The organism is Bremerella sp. TYQ1 (assembly GCF_020150455.1).
GTDB lineage: Bacteria > Planctomycetota > Planctomycetia > Pirellulales > Pirellulaceae > Bremerella > Bremerella volcania_A.
Map to the genome: position 1 here is coordinate 3,598,235 of NZ_CP083740.1, position 19,690 is coordinate 3,617,924.

The window sequence follows — 19,690 nt, forward strand, 5'->3', positions numbered from 1 at the left end:
TCCCAGGACATGAAAGGAGTGACTCGACCTGGAATCGAACCAGGACTTAGACCTTCGGAGGGTCTCGTGCGATCCGTTACACTATCAAGTCAAAGGGGTAACCGAGGAGATTCGAACTCCCACTTCCTGCTTCACAGGCAGGCGTGCCTACCGAGTACACTTCAGTCACCATAATTTGGGGTGGCTGGGGCCAGTTGCCGAGGAGCTCTCTCCACTTCCGCGAACTCGACCCGGCAGCATCCCCAGGGTTACCGCCCCAGCCACCCATTCTCGATTGATTTCGTTTTCCGTAGACCAATTGGGAATCCAACTTATTCCCAACCAAGCGAACAACGGCCGCATCATGGCAGTGTCGTCCGGCGGTACGATCGGGGTTGAAAAGTAAGGAAGTGGACCTGATCGGAGTCGAACCGATCGCACCGATCTTGCAAGGATCAGTCGCCTCCATCGGCATGCAGGCCCAGCGAAAAAAGTAGCGGGTTCGGGAGTCGCACCCGACCGTCCAGGCTTATGAGGCCCGGATGAGCACTGGCCCACCCGCGATAGTATGAAAGTAGCCAAGGGGAGACTTGCACTCCCACGCCCAACGGGCACGACGTTCTAAGCGTCGCGCGTCTTCTAATTCCGCCACTTGGCCATGGTTGTCTATCGTCCTGAAAGTCGGAGTTCGATCTCGTCGGTTCGATCAATAACAACCGCTTTCTTTCTAAGCTTATAAATCTCTAGGTTGTCCGTGCGCCATACCGACGGAAGGTCTAGGATCACATAGTTCTGGATACGTTTACGTAGGCCAACTTTTCCGCGGCAGGGAATGTTTCTTGGCACAGCCAACCAGGCGGTGCCGCTCGTTTGCAAATGTTGTTGAATCGATGCGATTACCTGAGTTCGTGACGAACGGGTCAGCATGTTCAAAACGTGATTGCACACGATGGTGTCGTATTCTCCTTGCAGTGGTGCGGATCGATAGTACGGATCGAATGCGTCCCAACCGAGGCTGTCTGCATCGAAACCAAAACCACACCCATAGTCGAGCACGCGTCCTTGAATCAGATTCGCTTGAACTAACCAGTTCGCAGCACGGCTAACGGACCGGCGACGAATTGCGCCTCCGAGCTCTTTGATGAATAGGTATCCACATGAACTCTTTAGCTTGGGCAAAACGTGTACTTCTAAGTAAAACAACACAGTGGGTCGTGAAGGAATTGAACCTCTCGTCGGCCACCACGCTTCTTTTATGACGGCGGCTTTACAAGCCGCTGCGAGGAGCACAACCCTTGACATATTTCTGCAGTAGCACGCGAGGGATTCGAACCCCCATCCGCCTGGGTTTGAGCCAGGCCGCTCTGCCTTATTGGCGTAGCGTGCCATGTTGTTGAAAGCGTTCCCGACCGGATTCGAACCGGCGACCTCTTGCGTGACAGGCAAGCGAGCATTCCGCTGCTCCACGAGAACTTTTGATGCGCGATGAATCGCGTGTTAGTTTTGAGTGTGAATACCTGGCATTGCGGCCTACATGGTGTAGGAACGCCGCCATGCCATCTCGCCACAGCGAAGTAGTCCTGGAGGGACTCGAACCCCCGATCGACTCTTTGTAAGAGAGTTGCCGTTGCCGCTGGGCCACAGGACTAGTATTGTTCGTAGGTCAGCACGCCCCCAAGGATTCGAACCCTGACTTGACTGGGTTGGAACCAGCCGTGCTCCCGTTACACCAGGGACGTATTCTTTCAAGCTGCGAGGGTTGGAATCGAACCAACGACCTCCTGGTTCAGAGCCAGGCGATACTACCAACAGCGTCTACCTCGCAAGGATGTAAGTCGAACGAACGCAACAGCACGACGGCTGATCGGTCACCGATGTTCCGCGCTTCGTCTCGTCACGTTCTTCCTACCGAGAGTGCCCTGCGGGAGTCGAACCCACCTCGCCAGGTTGGAGGCCTGGAACCTTTGCCGCTCGGCCAAGGGCACACGTTCAATGCACAAGCTGTGGAGGCAGGAATCGAACCTGCGGCAATGCGGTTAACAGCCGCCTTCCCGTACCAACACAGGACCCACCACATAATTAAAAGTCAGGATGGCTGGACTCGAACCAGCGATCTCGTGCGCCCAAAGCACGCGGATTAAACCAAGCTTTCCCACACCCTGATTAAGTTGAAAATGCGCTCAGCGGGAATCGAACCCACACTTCCGCCATGGCAAGGCAGTAGGCTGCCACTACATCATGAGCGCGTTTTTGCTTTTCAATTTTCAAAGAACCAAAGAGCACCGAGAGGGATTCGAACCCTCGTCTCCGCAATACGAATGCGGTGTCCTCGACCGCTGGACGACCGGTGCGTCATGACGAATCGTGACAAAGTGGGATCGGAAGGATTCGAACCTTCACCCGCCTGGTTAAGAGCCAGGGATGCCGCCATAACACCTCGGTCCCAATTACTTCAGTGGTAGCCCTGGGAATCGAACTCAGCGCGGCCTGAGTATCAGTCAGGCATGGACAACCAGTCCTCGACTACCATGCTTCCGTCAGGGCACAAAAAAAGCCCGGCGTCGCTTATGACACCGGGCTTTTCAATAGCCACGAAAGGGTTTCCCCTGTCATAAGCGCGAAGAATGAGCGAGATAACCGATGCCGGGCAACCCAGGCAATCGCTTACCACGATCCATCTGATTTCGATCATTGTTTCGTAATGTCAACATCGAAGGCTCTTCACTCTCGCACATAAAAAGTTTTGTTGTTCACTTCTGACTATTTAGACGAACGACTCGCCAGAAGGTTCGCGCTTTCTTCTGAAATCTTAGGGTATGATGCGTCAGAGGCGTTGCTTATTGTCGCAATCTTGAGACTCAATTGCTCTTCGAAATCCCAGCCATGAAAACCTTGCTGTACGTTTTTGTCCCTGAATCGACAGAACCTCTAATGCTGAATGATGCTGTCGACACGCTCCTGGAACCCCACCGACTGAAGGATGAAGACAACATCCAGGATGATTGGCGATTCGATTACCTATGTCGGTTTGAACCGACCCTCAACTGTTCGGAGACGGACGCCGAACTTCCCAGAGAAATTCACGATGCCTATGCGGGGTACGTTTCCCGTCTATCTCGCATAAAACGCGATTCGTTGCCTGGCGCAGTGATCACGCCTAATGGCCAATGGCATGATCTTTCCGACTTCGGTTTTCGAATGCTGAATGATGAGAGATCCAACACAATCGCGAAACAAAAATGGCAGCATCGCTTCTGGGAACTCGTCAAACAATCGCCGGATTGCTGGGTGATCGAAACTTGGGTGCACTCCTGAACGAAGTTGCCTCACGTTTGCCACTTTTTGCCGGGAATCATATGGCGACAAGTTTCGCCATATCGTGAACAGCTAGAATAATTCATGCTTCGCGTGCCGGAACGTCCCATTGACCCTAGTTAATTACGGAGTAAATGATGAGTCTCGCCTCGCACTTCTTCATTGCCACAGGTGAAGATGCCGAACGCAACGATGGCCTCGAAGGCGGATCCGCGGAGCATCTTGCCGTGTTCTACCGCGTCATGCACACCGGACTTGCTCCCATATTTCAGATAATCACGGGGACCGAATGCCCTCAGTTTGAATCGGTCGCGATGAGCGAGGACTACTCACAAATCACCTTCGCTTTTCCGCCATCGTTTGTTTCGGCATTGATCGAATTGGAAGAGTCACAAATTGCCTCCATCGTTGAGAAGTGGAGAATTGACGAAGAAGCTCCGTACAATAACGACAAAGACTTGCGTGATCTACTCGTTGCATTGATCCGGCTTGCTCGGTCGGCAACGGAATCGAATCGCAACATGTACCTTTGGAACAGTCTGTAAACGCGATCGACAGTCGTAGCCTCTAAGCCCCTGAACGTTGTCCTTAAGAAAAATGGCTATCGCTTCTAAAAGCGTAGCCATCTTGAATAAGGTTTATTGATGGGGCGCGACCGTTTGTTGGCCGATGCTGCGAAGCTTAACGCCAGTCGAAGAAGCCGAGCGACTTCAAATCAGATTCCAGCGTTCGCTTTTCTTCCGCAGTCAAGTCACGCCACGGCAAACGGGGCGGACCGACAGGGAGGCCGATCATTTCCATGATTGCTTTTTGGGCCGGCAATGCGGGGTAGCGGACGAAAGCTTGCACCATTTCAACCGAACGAAGTTGCAGCTCTTGGGCCGCTTCGTTTTCTCCTTGGCGGTACGCTTCGATCAGCCGGCGATAGAGGCCGGGGGCGAAGTTGTACGTACTTCCCACGGCTCCGTTGGCACCTGCCGCAAGACCGCTCAGCAGCATCTCGTCGCAGCCGTACAACAAATCAAACTGATCGGCGAAGTGGGCACGACAGGCCTGGAACTCGTGAATCGATTGAGCCGTATACTTCACGCCGTTGAGTTGCGGCAGTTCTTCGCTGGCTTGCGTCAGCAGTTGATGCAAGTCAAAGTCGACCCCAGTGATTCGCGGAATGTGATAGTAATAAAACGGCAACGAAGGCGCGCCGCGCATGATCTCTCGCAGCGAATCCAATAGCAGCCCAATGGTGGCCGGCTTGAAGTAAGTTGGCGGAGTCGCACTGATTGCGTCGGCACCGACAGACGCAGCATGCTCGGCAAGTTGCTGAGCTTCGCGAACGCTTGTATGCCCCACTTGAACGATCACCGGCAAACGACCACCGGCCGCTTGCACAAATTCTTCCGCCGATTGCCGACGCTCGCTACCCGTTAACGAAACCCCTTCGCCGGTGCTTCCGTTGACGTAAAGCCCCGCGATGTTGGCGTCGACCAATGCATCGACCATCGGTCCAATCGCGTCCAGGTTAAGCTCCCCTTCCGCGGAAAGGGGCGCGAACGTAGCGGCGACAAGACCTTCCAATTGCAAGCGGCCAGAGGAAGTCGGTTGTGGCAACGGTTCGGGGCCGTCCATCGAGAGCGTTTCCGGTTTCATCGTATCCATGTTCATGGGGTATTGGCTTTCGATTGTGGCACGTCCAAGCGGAAAAGGGAAATGGTTTCGTACGGGTGATTCTCACCAATTTCAGCCAAACAGCCGAACTGATCCTCACCCAGCGGAGCGAGGCACGAGTAGGCGGTTTGGCTGGGATAAAGCGTTTGCTTCCAAGGCCATGTCAGATTGTCATCAAAGCTGGCCAACACGGTCAGATTGCGGCGTTTGGCCGGATCGCGTGGACTCGAAAACAACAGCATGCCGGGCTCGTCGGTCGTAGGCCACTGATAACGAATCATACTGGCCTGACAAACGGGCGAAACAAGTTCCCGAGCATCGGTGATCTCCGACCACGTTTGGCCGCCGTCGGTGCTGATCGACTGAGCGCGACACCCTTGGCCGCGGTACGATCGCATGTCGATCACCATGTGCCCCTGATCGCCGATCTCGACGACTTGGCATTCATTCATGCCTGGCGTAATGGTACCGCCCAGTTGCCAGGTCTTACCATGATCGTCGCTGGTAATCACATGCGAACCGAAGCCGTACCCTTTCTTGTCGACGGCCGGATCGATGGAGTAGCTATGATCGCACGGGATGACCAGGCGTCCTTTGTGTGGTCCATGCTGCAGTTGAATACCAACGCCAGGCCCAGTGGCGTACCAACCCCAGTCAGGGTTCTTCGTCGTCTTGGTAATCTCGACAGGATCGGTCCATGTCTGGCCGTGATCGTCGGAATGACAAACCCAGACGGTTCGCGTGCTCTTCGACTTCTTCAGCTTGATGGCCGACTCGTGATCTTCCCCCAAGTTGTGCGTTAGCAAAAGATGAATGCGCCCGGTCGATTGATCGACGACCGGACAAGGATTGCCGCACGTGTTGTCTTTATCTTTCCAGACGACGACCTGATCGCTCCATGTTTTGCCATGATCGGTGGAACGCTTCATCACCAGGTCGATCGCTCCGGTATCGCTCCGAGATTCGCGACGTCCTTCGCAGAAAGCTAACAGGGTTCCATCTTGAGCTTGAATCAATGCGGGAATGCGGTAGGTGTCGTAACCATCTTCACCACTCTTCCAAACCGTGATCGGCGTAAGCTTTTTGGCCAGTTGGTCGAGTTCGTCGATCGTGAATCGCACCGAAACGACCGAGTTCTTCTCGTCGGGTCGATAGCCGACGTAGGTGGTTGCCACGAATGTTTCGTCCGGAAGGCGTTCCAGCCCGGGATAACCGGTATCGAGCGGACGGCCATGATGCTCCAGCAGACGAACGCGATACTGCCCTGGCTTTCCGGCCAGGATGTCGTCGTATTCACCGACCCAAGCCACAAAGTGACCGTAGGTGGGACTCTTCTTCACGACATCGCGGAAGACGATGATCAGTCGACCATCCTGGGTGTACCGAGCACAATGCCGATCGCCGGTCAGTGCGGCATTGACTTCCTGCGGATCGGACCAGGTCTGGCCTTCATCGTTGGAAACCATCACCAGCGAGTTAAGCCGCCGGGCATTCTCACGCATCAGACACATTACCTGTTTGCCATCTGGCGAACGCAACAGAAACGGTTCGCAAGGGTTGGCTCCTTCCACGGCGGCAACCATTCGCTGGTCTTCCCAAGTCAAACCACCATCGCTGGAAATTGCTTGCCAGATTTGTAGCGGCGGACGATCTTGATCCCCTGCTCCGCGATGATAGATCGCCAGGTGCTGCTTGCCCCCGTGAATCGGCAAAATAGTGATTGGTGCGACGATACACTTCAAGCCGTTCTTCTGCATCGGCGACCAGGTCTTTCCTTCGTCGAGCGAGACCGACTGGGTCATGTCGCCGCGCCCAGCGAAGACAAACAAACGTGCCGTTCCGTCGGCATCGATCAGGCGATGCAGACAAGGGCAGTTCTCGACGTCGCTCCAATTCTGCGGCACGTCGATCAGTTCGCTCCATGTCAAACCACCGTCATCGCTCCGCTTCAAGGGACCGCAGCGACCACCATGATTGTAAGTCCACGCCGCGAAGATCGTTTTGCCGTCCGGCATCAGCAGTGTTGTCGGATGCCCCTGATAAATCTCCTTCGTTCCGCGAGCGACCACCACTTGGCGAGCCGTATCGCCTGACAGATCGAGCGTCGGAATCGTAATCGTATCGCCCAGTTTTTTGGGCAGCCAATTCCCTTCACTGAGATCGCCTTCAAGGGTGAACTCCTGAACCGTCATTGTCGAACGCCACGGGCGAAGGCCCACCATCCCGAGCGTTCCTTGCATCGCTCCTTGGTAAACCTGCTTGCCGTCGATCGAAATCGTCAGTTGCCCGGCCGAACTTTTCAGCTCGCACAGAAACATCTTGTTGGGCTGAATGCCTGAGTCGACGTCGTTCAAGTAGGCGGTCTTGCCGCCGAAGATCGAGCCTTGGACAAACAGCTTGCCGTTCGTCCCATCGAGCCCGAATTGGCTGCCAGGTCCTAGCGAAATGGAGGCCGCAGTATGGTTTAATTCATTCAATGCAAGTCGAACACGCACGGTCGCATTGGGACCGACGATCGACTTCGCGGCCCACGCCACATGCCCTACCCCTTGGCCGACCAGACCATCGTCGACCGTCTTCCACGCACCATCCTCCAGCCGCAGCTCGTGCGCTACGCCACTTTCAATGGCATGCAACTTGTCGGCAGCAACGGGGGAAACCGCGACGCTCAGCAGCATCGCACAACCAAGCAATAAGTAGACATAACGGAGCATGACGGTGGGTTCTCGATTAGAAAGGAAGATCGGGTGAGAGCCGAGAAAATGGATCGGACGGGAATCATTCCCCAGCTAAGGCCATATTAATGTCCCGCTCAATTATTTTCAACACACCAGGAAATATTCCGTCTAATTACGAAAATAAATATTGCATTCTCCTCACCTCGCGGTAATCTAAAAGTTATGGACAGTTCAACGACACCTCGAGTTATTCAGTTGGCCGACCAAATCATGGCCGACATCGCTACGCGCGGCCTGCAATCTGGCGACCCCTATCTTGGCACGGCCGAAGCGGCGCGAATGCTGGGGGTCAGCACTACGTCGGCTAATCGCGCGATGCAGTTGCTCGTGCAACGAAACATCCTCAGCCGCCGCCAAAAACGGGGAACATTCATTGCCGACGGCATCCATGGCCAAGCCGAGCGGACCATCGATCGCGTTCACCTGGTCGTCAACAATACCTATCTCGCCACCGAAGGGATGATGGCGGACGGAGTGATTGTCGGCATTCAAAGTGTGCTGCCGCATGCCGAGATCGAATTCAATCACCTGCCCGGCAGTGACGATACAGCCTGGGTTTCGGAACTGATCGCCAAAACGGCTCGCTCGCAACAAGCGGAAGGATTCGTGCTTGCCCGTTCGTCGCTGACATCGCAGCGGCTATTTCAAGCGAGCGGCCTGCCGACGGTCATTTTCGGTTCGCGGTTTCCTTCCATTCAAGCATTGCCGTCGATCGATCGCGACCACGTCGAAGCTGGTCGACTGCTGACGACGAAACTGTTCGAGCAAGGGGTTCGCCGCTTGGGCGTACTCATGCGAAGCCAAGTCCTGCCGGGCGATCATCCCTTCATGGATTCCATCTGGAAAACGGCCGCCGAGCTGGGACTCACGCCGAGCGATTTGACGGTCCGCTTTCTGCCTACCGACGATCAATCGATCCAGCATGCCACGCGTGACTTGATTCACGAACAAGGAATCACCGGGCTCATCTGCCGATCGCAACCACTTGCCGAATCGGCCGCTAAGACCATTAAAGCATCCAAACAGAAGAAGCTGCAATCGATTCCGATTGTCGTTTCCGATGTCTACAGCCGGAATCAGGCCAAGCTCCCATGGCCTTCAATCCGTACCGTCGATTCGTCCGAGACCATCGGCGCGCACCTGGCCGAAGCACTCGTGCAGCAAGCCCAAGGGCATTCACCGGAAGATGCCATCAAGCGGCTGCCGGTCGAATTCAACGACCCTGCCTCCTGACGCGGCGGTACGGCGCACATCCCCATTCACCCATCATTCTTATTCTTTTCGGAAGAGGTAGCGTTATGAAGAAGCCATCTGGTTTCACGCTGGTTGAACTGCTGGTCGTCATTGCGATCATCGGTGTTTTGATCGCCCTGTTGTTGCCGGCCGTCCAGCAAGCGCGCGAAGCGGCTCGTCGGATGCAATGCTCGAACAACTTGAAACAGCTTAGCTTGGGCTTGCACAACTATCACGATACGTTCGGCACGTTGCCGCCTGGGGCGCTCAACTCGAACACCCTCGGTTGGCACTGCTTCGTGTTGCCATTCATCGAACAAGGCCCCCTGCACGATCAGTTCAACTTCAACGCCGGCGCATGGAACGCCAGCACCAATAAAGAAGGCCCCAACAAGAACATCCACGGTTTGAATCAAATCGATATGTTCATGTGCCCTAGCTCGCCTCGCTTGGAAACCACCCACGGTAGCAGCACGCTGACCGACGGCCGAAAGACATTCACGACGCACTACTACGGGGTGATGGGTCCTTATGGAACCAACTCGGTGACAGGCGCCACGTATCCTCACGAGCCCAATCCTTCCGGCCATGGTGGTTTCTGCCAAGGCGGCATGATGCTGTTGGACAAGAGCGTCAAGTTTCGGGACGCGACCGATGGTTTGTCGAACACGTACGTGCTGAGCGAAATCGGCGGCGAGAACGGCAGCTTCGCCAGTTGGGTTCGCGGCGTCAGTGGCAACGGCATGGCATCGTCGAAGAACATCCGCTACGGCATTGGCCTGCAAAGTGAATCAGGCGGTAACTTCAACAACATCAGTTTCAGTAGCGAGCACCCCGGCGGTGTGATGTTTGCCTTAGGAGACGCATCGGTCAGTTTCGTCTCGGAAACGATCGACTTCGACGTCTATCAATCGGCGGCCAGCAAAGCCGGCGGTGAACCTGCGTCGGACAACTAACCTCCTCGCTCCTCTTTCGACATCGATTGAAAGCCTTTTCCATGCCCCACGGAAAACCTACGTTTCTCCTTCGAATCGCCACGGTACTGCTTGCTGCCGGGCTGTTTGGCTGTAGCTCTTCCAGCGACAGTGCGACCGCCTATCATGTCAGTGGTACCGTCCAGTTCGATGGCAAGCCGCTCCCGGCCGGCAAGATCTACTTCACGCCAGATACCTCGCTCGGCAACCAAGGCCCGCAAGGAACCGCGACCATCAAGGATGGCAAGTACGATACGGCCAGCTCTCGCTTTGGCGTGATGGGCGGTCCTTATATCGTTCGCGTCGATGGCTACGACGGCGTTCAGCCTGCCAACGACGAAGATGGCTTATTCCCCGACGGTCAGGTCATCTTTCGCGATTACGAGGTGAAACTGAAGTTCCCCGAAGAGAATCACGTCGAGGATCTCCAAGTGCCGGCTTCCGCTGCGAAACGGAAATAGCCAGCTCAGATCAAGAAATTCAAATGAATCGCCACGCCAGGTAAGCCGAATGAGGTTTACCTGGCGTTATTTTTTCCCTAAAACCCCAAGAATCACTCTTTTCTCTCGACAAGCGGTTCGGTAGAACGGGTGGCAATATCAATGGGGATTGATCATTTCCCTCCTCCGAAGGGCATCGCCGTGGCTGAAATGTCGTGGCAAGCGCACCTTCCAACCGCCAATATCACAAGCCGACTCCAGCGACGTTAAGGGCCTCTCTTGTGCTGAAACGATTCCGCGATCGCCTGTTAAGCATTCACTCGAAGTCCACCCCTCAGCCGAAGCGTCGCCGATGGCGCAGCCGCTCGGCAGTCGAAGCGATGGAACCGCGATTGATGCTGACCGCGTCGGCGATCAACGGCGGAACTCCCGAGTCGCCGCTCGAGATCTACTTCGAGCGCGGCATCGAGTTCGAAGGCAAGCTGTTCTTTTATGGCAGTGTCGAGAACGATGAGGTCGGCGACGAGCTATACACCTACGATTCCGCGACCGGCGACGTAACGCTTATCAAAGACATCAACGTCGGAGGTGTGTCGTCCAACATCGATCATTTCACCATCCTGGGCGATAAGCTTTATTTCACTGCCACGTCGGCCGACGTCGGCTCGGAAGTTTTCGTCTACGACCCCACTGCCCTCGAAGGTGCCGGCGACGTCTATAACGTGACCGACATTCGTGCAGAAGCCTCAGGCTCGCTCCCGAAGAACTACGCCGTTCTCGATGGTAAGCTCTATTTCAACGCCTTCGGAACAGACCTTCAGAAAGAGCTGTATCGCTACGACCCCGACACCGGCCAAACGACGCTCGCTGCCAATATCTATGCCGAAGGCTCCTCCGACCCGACATTTTTGACCCCACTCGACGGCAAGCTTTACTTTGCCGCATGGGACGACGACTACAAGTCGCAGCTATGGGTCTTCGATCCAGCCGCCAACGCAGGCGCTGGGGAAGCAACCCGCGTTTCAGAAATCAATTCGTCCGGCAACGACGGTTTCTCAGTCACGGAAATCACGCTGCTTAACGACAAGCTTTACTTCGCCGCCGATGACGGTACCGTCGGAAAAGAAATCTGGGAGTTCGATCCTGCTTCAGGCGTCGACGGAACGCTGACACGCAGAACCGGCATTTCAGGAACAGGGAATACATTCCCCAATTCGTTGGCAGTATTCAACGGCGAACTGTTCTTTCAAGCGTTCCGCAACGATGTGGGTGCCGAGCTTTGGAGCTACAACTCAACAACGCACGCCGTCACGCTCATCGACGATCTCAACGAAGGACTTCCCAACTCGACACCGACGGACCTGACCCCGCTCAACGGAAGCCTCTTCTTTGCTGCCTTCACTCCGCTGACAGGCTCAGAGGTTTGGCAATACGATCCGACCGCCAATAATGGGGCCGGAAGCATCACGGCTTTCGATGTCGATCCAGGCGTTTCCTCAGGATTCCCTGCCTACTTAGTCACCGTCGGCAATCACTTATACTTCAGTTCGTTCAACGGGGCTGGCACGCGTATTATGTACGGCGTGGAAGTCTCCTCCCCGATAACCGCCGAGGACGACTCCTACGAAACGAATGAAGACACGGCGCTGACCGTCAGTGCGTCCGGCGTGCTAACCAACGACGTCGGCAGTTCTTTAACGGCCAGCATTGTCACCGACGTGCAGCATGGAACGTTGACGCTCAACCCTGACGGCAGCTTCACCTACGACCCGGACGACGATTACTTCGGGACCGATCAGTTCACCTACCAAGCGAGCGACGGCAGCGGATTCACTGCCACGGCAACCGTCTTGCTGACGATCACTTCGCAGCCAGACAGTGCCATCATTGGCGGAACCATCACCGGCACGATCGGTGAAGACGATACGTCTGCCATCGGCGGTACACTGACAATCACCGATGCCGACCCCGGCGAAGCTTCGTTTGTCGCTCAAGCAAACACCACGAGCAGTTTCGGAGAGTTCTCCGTCAATGCAGCCGGCGTCTGGTCTTACACGCTCGACAATGCCGCGGCACAAAGCCTGAACGCCAATGAAACGGCAACCGACTTGTTCACCGTGTTGTCGGTCGATGGGACGCCTCAGCTGATCAGTATTACGATCACAGGTTCGGCCGATAGCCCGGTTGCTACGATCGACTCGATCAGCGCCGCACGCTATGTCGGCAACGCGATTGACGTGACCGCCTCGGCGACCGATGTCGACACGCCCAACAGCAGTTTGACGTTCAGCTACGAAGTGTTCCTCGATCAGGAAATGACACCTTTTGCTTCCGATAGCGGCACAGCGCTGACGAACTTCCAGTTCACCCCTTCGGTAGCCGGGGCATATCGGATTGTGCTGACAGTCACCGACGGGGATGGAAAAACGCACACCGTCCAGCAGTCGATCAACGTGACGACAAGCTCCGTTTTGGAACTGAAGTTCGAGAACGATCTCGGCACTGCCGGTGAAGTCGACAACAGCGGTTCTTCGCCGCAAGCCACGTTCAACGAATGGCAAGATGCCACGGCCGAGCTGTGGATCACCATTGCCGGCGATATTCCTGCCGCGCCGTTCGACTTGACCTTCCAATTCGCAAGCACGAGCAGTTGGTTTATTGATCCCGTCTTACTCGACAGCGTGGGAGACGGCGCCACCTGGTCGACCGAATCTGGCATCACGACCGCGACACTTCAGAATGTCGATCTGACCGAACATCAGCCAGGCGATCGGGTACTGTTGGCCACCATTCAGTTCCCGAAGAATGCGGAAGATGTTGTCGGCGTTCCGATGAATGCCTCCGGCCAATATCCAACCGCGAGCACTAACCATGGTGTCGAGCTCCTTTCCGGCGGCGTCGATGGCACCGAGCAAGCCTTCAGCACCATGGAAGACGTTACCGGCCGCTTTATCCCTGTGGTGTACGACCTTAACGACGACGGCAAAGTCAGCCTGGCCGACTTTGGTTTGTTCGTGCAAGCGTTTAACCTGACCCCTAGCGAGCAGTTCCCTCATGCCTATGGCTCTGACTTCAACCTCAGCGGCCATGTCAGCTTGCCCGACTTTGGCTTGTTCGTCATCCACTTCGGCTTCTACAAAGGTGGCCCGCAAACCGTGTACGACATTCGTGGCTTCGACGAACCAGCCCAGGCCGCGACATTCTCGCTGCTTGAAGGGGAATCGATCGCGCCGCCAGCATCGCTACCACGGACTACCATCGCGGCAGCATCAGCAATCGAAATAGCTACTTCCGTCGATAACGCCGTCACGGAACCATCGGCCCTGTATCCTCTATTCACGTCCACTTCCCCATCGACGACACCTGCGGAAGAGTCCACTCTGCCGCTAGAGTATCCCGAGGAATCTGCCGAACCATGGGCAATCAGCACATCGTTCGATCCTCGTTTCATCGACGCGGCATGGGAAAACGAAGAAGACTTCTCCGATCCCGCAGACATTGCCCAATGGGATGAAGAGGTAGAGCTGGAACCGGTCTGGTCGCTGTAACGGCGATCTGACTTGTCAATATTCGGCGGAAAAGATTTTCGCGACTTGCGATTATCCACGCTCATCATGGTGGTAAGTCGTTGCCTGTAAGGTGTTATCTGCCTTACATTAATAATGGCTCTTGGATGCAACGTATCACGTTTACGCGGACGCGTGAACGTGTGACTATTCGCTCCGCTGACTTATCTAACTATTGCATGCGTATCGTCCATAAGTTGCTGTTGGCGACCGTCCTGCCGGCCCTGTTGATTTGGGTAGTCGGGTACTATGCGGTTGCTGTCAGCGAACGTAGCCTGAAGGAAGTGATCGAGGCACGTTCGTCGGCGCGCGCCGCGGCGGTGATGGATGAAATCGATCGGGCCCTCACCTCCCACATCGCCAACCTACAGGCCCTTTCGCGAAGTACTCTCGTTCGGCAGACGCTGGCCGAATCGAATGCCACGTTCGCAGAACTCGCCGATCCGCTCGCCGAAGTCGAGAACCTCGACAAGATCTGGCAGACCGGCAGCGTCGCTCAGCAGCAAGACTTGCTTGCCGGGCTGATCGACAACCAGCTTTCCCAGGAACTGCGATTGCGTTCCGAGAAACTCCAGGAAGCCGCTGGCTATCCCGTCTATGGCGAGATCTTCTTCACCAACCGTTACGGCGGCATCGCGGCGCTGACCAGCCGCACGTCCGACTTCCGGCAAGATGACGAGCAGTGGTGGCAACAGGCAGTCCAAAATCAGATTTACGTGGGGGATGTCGCGTTCGACGAAAGCGCTCACGTTTACTCTGTCGAAATCTGTATTGCCGTCGAAACGCCCGACGGCAAACTGGCCGGCGTCATGAAAGCTGTGCTGAACATCCAGGAAGTGTTCAACATCATTGATGGCCAATCGCGTGCCGACACCCACGCGTACACCGAGTTCTTCCTGTTCACCAAAGACTTCAAGATCGTCCGCGGTCCTGCTGGCCATTCGGAACCACTTGCCGATGGTCGCGAATACTTTCAGAACCTCGACGAAGACTTCACCCAGAAGGGCGTCATTGCCACACGCCGCCGACCGGATGGCAACGGCGAAGTCCTTGCCGCTTACGCCACCTCGGCAGGCGAAGCAGACGCGCGGCAAAACTTGAACTGGATTGTTATGGTGCAGCAGGAAGCGGCCCTCGTTTTCGCGCCGATCTATACCATGCGGCAAAACATCTGGTCGCTCGCTCTCTTCGCGACGCTACTGACATTGGCCGTGGCCGGAGGGTTCTCGTGGTCGCTGTCCCGTCGCATTCGCGAGATCACCGACGCGTCGGTCTCGATCGGTGAAGGCGACTGGGAGACCAAAGTCCCCGTCCATGGCAGCGACGAAGCGACCCAGCTTGCTCGGCAGTTCAACTTGATGACGGCCCAGTTGACCGAGATGAATCGCCAACTGGTCACCGCCAAGGAACAAGCCGAAGCGGCCAACCAATCCAAAAGCGACTTCCTCGCGAACATGAGCCACGAGATTCGCACGCCGATGAACGGCATCATCGGCATGACCGAATTGCTGCTCAATACCGACCTGACCAACGAACAGCGCGAGTACCAGAAGCTTGTGCAAAGTTCGGCCGACGCCCTGCTCGTCCTGCTGAACGACATCCTCGACTTCTCCAAGATCGAAGCAGGCAAGATGGAGCTGGAAGATGCTCCGTTCCGTCTTCGCGACACGCTCGGTTCCACGTTGCATACGCTCGCCGGCAGGGCCTCCAGCAAAGGGGTTGAGTTGGCCGTACGAATCGTGCCGGATGTGCCCGACTTCCTTCGCGGCGACTCAAGTCGCTTGCGGCAGATTGTCGTGAACCTGGTCGGCAACGCGATCAAGTTTACTGAAAAAGGAGAAGTCGTCATGAAAGTCGAGAACGAAGCGTTCTCCGGCGACTTCATCACCCTCCACTTCTCCGTTCGCGATACCGGCATCGGCATATCGCCGGAGAAGCAAACCCAGATCTTCGACGCGTTCACGCAAGCGGACGCTTCCACCACGCGGCAATATGGCGGCACCGGATTGGGACTCGCGATTTCCTCGCAGCTGACCAAGATGATGGGAGGGAAAATCTGGGTCGAAAGTGCCGCCGGCCAAGGCAGCACGTTCCACTTCACCGCTCGGTTCCGCCGTTCAGAAAAACAGCCCGACACCAAGCCTGCCGCACTCGATTCGCTTTACGACTTACACGTTCTGATCGTCGACGACAACTCGACCAACCGCATCATCTGCGAAGAGATGCTCGTTAACTGGGGCATGAAACCGAAGTCGGTCTCCAGCGGCCAAGATGCCCTGCAGGAATTGCAACGAGCTCGGCAAAAGGAAGATCCGTATCAGCTGATTCTTGTCGACGTAATGATGCCTGAGATGGATGGATTGCAGTTGGTGCGGCACATCCGCCAGATCGAGGACTCGCCCGAACTGACGATCATGATGCTGTCGTCGGCCGATCGTCCGACCGATCCTGACTTCAGCGACAAACATGGCATCGCGAAATGCATCACCAAGCCCATCACCCAGTCGATGCTGCTCAATGGCATTGCCACGGCGATGGGTACCTCCCGTTCCGATTCGATCCATGGCGAGCATCTGCTGCCTGATAAAACCAAGAAGTTCGTGCCGCGGCACATCCTTCTGGCCGAAGATGGCGTCGTGAATCGGAAAGTCGCCCAAAGCCTGCTCGAAAATCGCGGACACTATGTCACCGCGGTCGAGAATGGTCGCCTGGCCGTCGATGCGTATCGCTCCGGCACGTTCGACTTGATCCTTATGGATGTGCAGATGCCGGTTTTGGATGGCTTCGCGGCGACCGCTGAAATTCGCCAGCTCGAATTCAACGCCGAACGCAGCATTCCCATCATTGCGTTGACCGCCCATGCCATGAAAGGAGATCGCGAACGTTGTCTCGAAGGTGGTATGAACGATTACGTTTCCAAGCCATTCCGCCCCGAAGAACTGTTCGCTGCCGTCGAAAAGATTAAACCGGCACTGGGGGACGAACCCGATCCATCCCCCAGCGAAAGCACGACGCCCCCTGCCCAAGACACTGGCGCGTTCGATCTGGAACGAGCCTTAGAAAACGTCGGGGGTAACGACGAAATCTTGCAAGAGATGATTGCCCTGTTCCTGACCGAGTGCCCCAAGCAGATGCACGAGATTGAAGACGCCTACGAAAACGGCAATCTCGAAAAGCTGATTCGCTCGGCCCATACGCTCAAAGGCTCCGTAGCGCTGTTTGCGGCCGACGAAGCAACCGCAGCGGCTCGCAAAATCGAGTTCATGGGACGCGACGAGAAACTCGACGAGTTCTCCTCGGCATGGAGCAATCTGCAGGAAAAAATCGACCAGTTGACGTCCGCCCTGTCCGCAGCCCAAACGCCCCGAGACGAACATTCCCCATGAGAGTCCTCGTTGCCGAAGATGGAATGATGATGCGGCGAATCCTCGTTCGGGCGCTCGAGGGCTGGGAATATGACGTCACCGAAGTGGAAGATGGCAATCAAGCTTGGGAAGCGTTTCAGCAGGAACCGTTCCGCATTATCCTGACCGACTGGGTCATGCCAGAGATGGACGGCTTAGAGCTGATCCGCCGCATTCGTTCTTCCGAAACGCCTTTTTACGTTTACATCATTCTGCTGACGGCGAAGAGCGAAAAGGAAGACCTGGTGGTCGGCATGGAGGCAGGCGCCGACGACTTCCTCGTCAAACCGGTCGATCACAACGAGCTGCGTGTCCGTCTTCGGGAAGGAGAACGGATCGTTCGCTTGGAACAAGAACTCGCCGAGCAAAACCGGCAGCTTCGCGAGACCCAAGCCGCGTTGGTCCAAAGCGAAAAGCTGGCCAGTCTCGGTCAGATGGCGGCCGGGATGGCGCACGAGATCAACAACCCCATCGCCCTGGTCGCCAACAACCTGGCAGTCCTCAAACGCGACGTCGCTGCGGCATTCGAACTGCTGGACGTATATCGATCGCTGCACGAAGAGATCGCCAAGACGCATCCTGAAGTTGCCCAGAAAGCAGCCGAGCTGGAAGAAGAGTGCGACTATCAATGGATCCGCGACGAATCCCCCCAGATGTTCGACCGTTCGCAGCATGGCCTGCAGCGCGTCCGCGACATCGTGCAGAACCTCCGTTCGTTTGCTCGGCTCGACGAAGCGGAACTCGACTACATGGACGTCAACGCGGCGTTGTTTGCCGTTTCGCAGCTGCTGCACCATGAAATCGAGTCGCGTCAGATCGAACTGTCCATCGACCCCGGCGAAGTGCCCGACATTCTGTGCGAGCCCGTCAAGATCCAACAGGTGCTGCACCACTTATTGCTAAATGCAGTCCAAGCGAGCCAGCCCGGCAGCCATATCTCGCTCCGTTCTTCCCGCTGCGAAGAAGGTGTCCAAATCGAAGTTCAAGACCATGGCTGCGGTATGTCAGATAGCGAGCTAGCTCATATCTTTGAACCCTTTTTCACAACCAGGGCCGTAGGAAGCGGCCAAGGGCTGGGTCTCGCGGTCAGCTACGGCATCGTCCGCGACCATGGAGGTTCGATTCAAGTTCGCAGTCAATTGGGCCGCGGCAGCACTTTTAGTGTACAATTGCCTGTACGACCGCTCGAGAGTCAAACCACGGGAGGTAGTCATGAAGAATAAGCCATCGATTTTGCTGGTGGATGACGAGCCAGATATCTTGCACTCGCTGATTGGCCTGCTGCGCCGACAGTTTACCGTGCATACGGCGACGTCAGGCGAAGAAGCTTTGCAAATCATGGCCGAGCACCCCATTGCCGTCCTGATGACCGATCAGCGTATGCCGGAAATGACAGGGGCCGAACTGGCCAGTCATTGTTGCCGGCGGTTCCCCAAAACCACGCGAATCCTTTTCACTGGATATGCGGACATCAAGTCGGTCATCGAGGCCATCAACACCGGCGGACTTTACCGCTACGTGACGAAGCCTTGGGACCCGGACGAACTGATCGATCTGCTTACCGAAGCGGTGGAAGTTTACGAAAAAGAAACCGCTCATCGGGAAATGCTCCACCAGATGCAACGCTATGTGGGCATGGGTCAGCAGATCTCGCAGCAATTACGGCTCGGCCAAGATGGGCAGACCATCGATCAAGACTTGCTGCAATCGTTCACCGAAACCGGCAATTTGTTGGAAGAACTTGCCAACGAACCATGCAAACCGGCCGCAGGAGAGTAGCCCCTTTGTCGACCAAACAACCTGTGCTGCTAACGGTTCTGATCGAAACGGCATCGTTCCGCTGGTATGTCGCCGGCATCGATCAGGCCGGCAACACCACCCCACTGCTTTGTTCCCAACAGGGAGATCTTGCGCCCTACGTCGGCCAATCGTTCGACGATCAGGCCAGCTTCCTGCGGCATCGGCTTGCCGGCGTGCTTCAGCGCGGCTGCGATCGACTGTGGGGTAAGATGATGAAGCCGTGCGAAATCGTCTTCGTTGCCGACAACCATTTCGCCGACGCGGACGAAAGCCTGACGCAGCGCGTCGCCGATCATTTCGACCAATGGATGACCAATCCGCCGGTCATCTTTTTTCAGATCGAAGCAGAATCGAAACCTTGCAGTCCGAAGCTGGCCACCATCGCCGGCGAGATCCCCAGCGATTGGCGCGACGCCCTCGAGAAAGGGTTCCCCGCGATGGTCACCCAGTGTGGTGAACAAGATCCGTGGGAGTTGGTCGCCTCGAAGCCTCATGCTTAAAGCGGACTGAACGCCACTAATTTTCGCACCGGTGCTTCTTACTTGCCGACGCGTTGAATTATAAACGAGTCTGCGC

At 56.0% G+C, this 19,690-nt stretch carries 13 protein-coding genes and 14 tRNA genes; 10 read left to right on the forward strand and 17 right to left on the reverse strand.

Translation table 11 applies throughout. From position 1 onward, the window contains the following. Window positions 1–19 precede the first annotated feature (19 nt). From LA756_RS14210 to LA756_RS14280, 15 genes are all read right to left on the reverse strand, one after another. A tRNA-Arg gene (locus tag LA756_RS14210) sits at window positions 20–91 on the reverse strand. Between the two features lie 5 nt (window positions 92–96). Then, window positions 97–169 (reverse strand) — tRNA-His (locus tag LA756_RS14215). A gap of 385 nt (window positions 170–554) precedes the next feature. Next, a tRNA-Leu gene (locus LA756_RS14220) sits at window positions 555–637 on the reverse strand. 8 nt (window positions 638–645) lie between these two features. Continuing rightward, the gene (locus LA756_RS14225; protein ID WP_224435389.1) at window positions 646–1,158 is read right to left on the reverse strand and encodes a bifunctional 2-polyprenyl-6-hydroxyphenol methylase/3-demethylubiquinol 3-O-methyltransferase UbiG; all 513 of its coding nucleotides are present in this window, start codon (window positions 1,156–1,158) and stop codon (window positions 646–648) included. Between the two features lie 133 nt (window positions 1,159–1,291). Then, window positions 1,292–1,366 (reverse strand) — tRNA-Leu (locus LA756_RS14230). Window positions 1,367–1,379: 13 nt separating this feature from the next. Beyond that, a tRNA-Asp gene (locus LA756_RS14235) sits at window positions 1,380–1,452 on the reverse strand. A gap of 102 nt (window positions 1,453–1,554) precedes the next feature. Next, window positions 1,555–1,627, reverse strand: a tRNA-Val gene (locus LA756_RS14240). A gap of 19 nt (window positions 1,628–1,646) precedes the next feature. Then, window positions 1,647–1,718 (reverse strand) — tRNA-Trp (locus LA756_RS14245). An 11-nt stretch (window positions 1,719–1,729) separates the two neighbouring features. Next, a tRNA-Gln gene (locus LA756_RS14250) sits at window positions 1,730–1,804 on the reverse strand. Window positions 1,805–1,892: 88 nt separating this feature from the next. Next, window positions 1,893–1,964 (reverse strand) — tRNA-Gly (locus LA756_RS14255). 16 nt (window positions 1,965–1,980) lie between these two features. Continuing rightward, a tRNA-Asn gene (locus LA756_RS14260) sits at window positions 1,981–2,055 on the reverse strand. Window positions 2,056–2,065: 10 nt separating this feature from the next. Beyond that, window positions 2,066–2,141 (reverse strand) — tRNA-Pro (locus LA756_RS14265). A gap of 13 nt (window positions 2,142–2,154) precedes the next feature. After that, window positions 2,155–2,225 (reverse strand) — tRNA-Gly (locus LA756_RS14270). 32 nt (window positions 2,226–2,257) lie between these two features. Continuing rightward, window positions 2,258–2,330: transfer RNA gene (locus tag LA756_RS14275), tRNA-Thr, on the reverse strand. A gap of 22 nt (window positions 2,331–2,352) precedes the next feature. After that, window positions 2,353–2,424: transfer RNA gene (locus LA756_RS14280), tRNA-Lys, on the reverse strand. A 438-nt stretch (window positions 2,425–2,862) separates the two neighbouring features. Between LA756_RS14280 and LA756_RS14285 the strand changes: the two genes are divergently transcribed. Beyond that, entirely contained in the window at window positions 2,863–3,294 is a 432-nt protein-coding gene (locus tag LA756_RS14285; RefSeq protein WP_224435390.1) for a hypothetical protein, read from the forward strand. 134 nt (window positions 3,295–3,428) lie between these two features. Next, window positions 3,429–3,839, forward strand: a complete 411-nt coding sequence (locus tag LA756_RS14290; protein WP_224435391.1) for a hypothetical protein — start codon at window positions 3,429–3,431, stop codon at window positions 3,837–3,839. Window positions 3,840–3,975: 136 nt separating this feature from the next. Here the strand turns inward: LA756_RS14290 and LA756_RS14295 are convergent, their stop codons facing one another. Together LA756_RS14295 and LA756_RS14300 are read right to left on the reverse strand one after the other, a co-directional pair. Continuing rightward, window positions 3,976–4,956, reverse strand: coding sequence for a dihydrodipicolinate synthase family protein (locus tag LA756_RS14295; RefSeq protein ID WP_224435392.1), 981 nt, complete (start codon window positions 4,954–4,956; stop codon window positions 3,976–3,978). Beyond that, on the reverse strand, window positions 4,953–7,673 hold the full coding sequence (locus LA756_RS14300) for a sialidase family protein (RefSeq protein WP_224435393.1): 2,721 nt from the start codon (window positions 7,671–7,673) through the stop codon (window positions 4,953–4,955). The genes LA756_RS14295 and LA756_RS14300 overlap by 4 nt, the downstream gene beginning before the upstream one ends. Window positions 7,674–7,859: 186 nt before the next feature. On the opposite strand from LA756_RS14300, the gene LA756_RS14305 reads away from it, so the two are divergent. The 8 genes from LA756_RS14305 (at window position 7,860) to LA756_RS14340 (ending at window position 19,614) form a co-directional block, all read left to right on the forward strand. Beyond that, the gene (locus tag LA756_RS14305) at window positions 7,860–8,930 is read left to right on the forward strand and encodes a GntR family transcriptional regulator (RefSeq protein WP_224435394.1); all 1,071 of its coding nucleotides are present in this window, start codon (window positions 7,860–7,862) and stop codon (window positions 8,928–8,930) included. A 65-nt stretch (window positions 8,931–8,995) separates the two neighbouring features. Next, window positions 8,996–9,886 carry a DUF1559 domain-containing protein gene (locus tag LA756_RS14310; RefSeq protein ID WP_224435395.1) on the forward strand — a complete coding sequence of 297 codons (891 nt, stop codon included), beginning with the start codon at window positions 8,996–8,998 and terminating at the stop codon, window positions 9,884–9,886. Window positions 9,887–9,927: 41 nt separating this feature from the next. After that, the gene (locus LA756_RS14315) at window positions 9,928–10,365 is read left to right on the forward strand and encodes a hypothetical protein (protein ID WP_224435396.1); all 438 of its coding nucleotides are present in this window, start codon (window positions 9,928–9,930) and stop codon (window positions 10,363–10,365) included. Window positions 10,366–10,559: 194 nt separating this feature from the next. After that, on the forward strand, window positions 10,560–13,892 hold the full coding sequence (locus LA756_RS14320) for a VCBS domain-containing protein (protein ID WP_224435397.1): 3,333 nt from the start codon (window positions 10,560–10,562) through the stop codon (window positions 13,890–13,892). A gap of 125 nt (window positions 13,893–14,017) precedes the next feature. Continuing rightward, window positions 14,018–17,296, forward strand: coding sequence for a response regulator (locus tag LA756_RS14325; protein ID WP_224435398.1), 3,279 nt, complete (start codon window positions 14,018–14,020; stop codon window positions 17,294–17,296). Further along, window positions 17,293–18,537: a sensor histidine kinase gene (locus LA756_RS14330; protein ID WP_224435399.1), complete on the forward strand. Its 1,245-nt coding sequence runs from the start codon at window positions 17,293–17,295 to the stop codon at window positions 18,535–18,537. Before LA756_RS14325 ends, LA756_RS14330 begins: the two co-directional genes overlap by 4 nt. Next, window positions 18,527–19,093, forward strand: a complete 567-nt coding sequence (locus tag LA756_RS14335; protein WP_224435400.1) for a response regulator — start codon at window positions 18,527–18,529, stop codon at window positions 19,091–19,093. Before LA756_RS14330 ends, LA756_RS14335 begins: the two co-directional genes overlap by 11 nt. A gap of 5 nt (window positions 19,094–19,098) precedes the next feature. Then, complete coding sequence (locus LA756_RS14340; protein ID WP_224435401.1) at window positions 19,099–19,614, forward strand: hypothetical protein; 516 nt, start codon at window positions 19,099–19,101, stop codon at window positions 19,612–19,614. The last annotated feature ends 76 nt before the right edge of the window (window positions 19,615–19,690 follow it).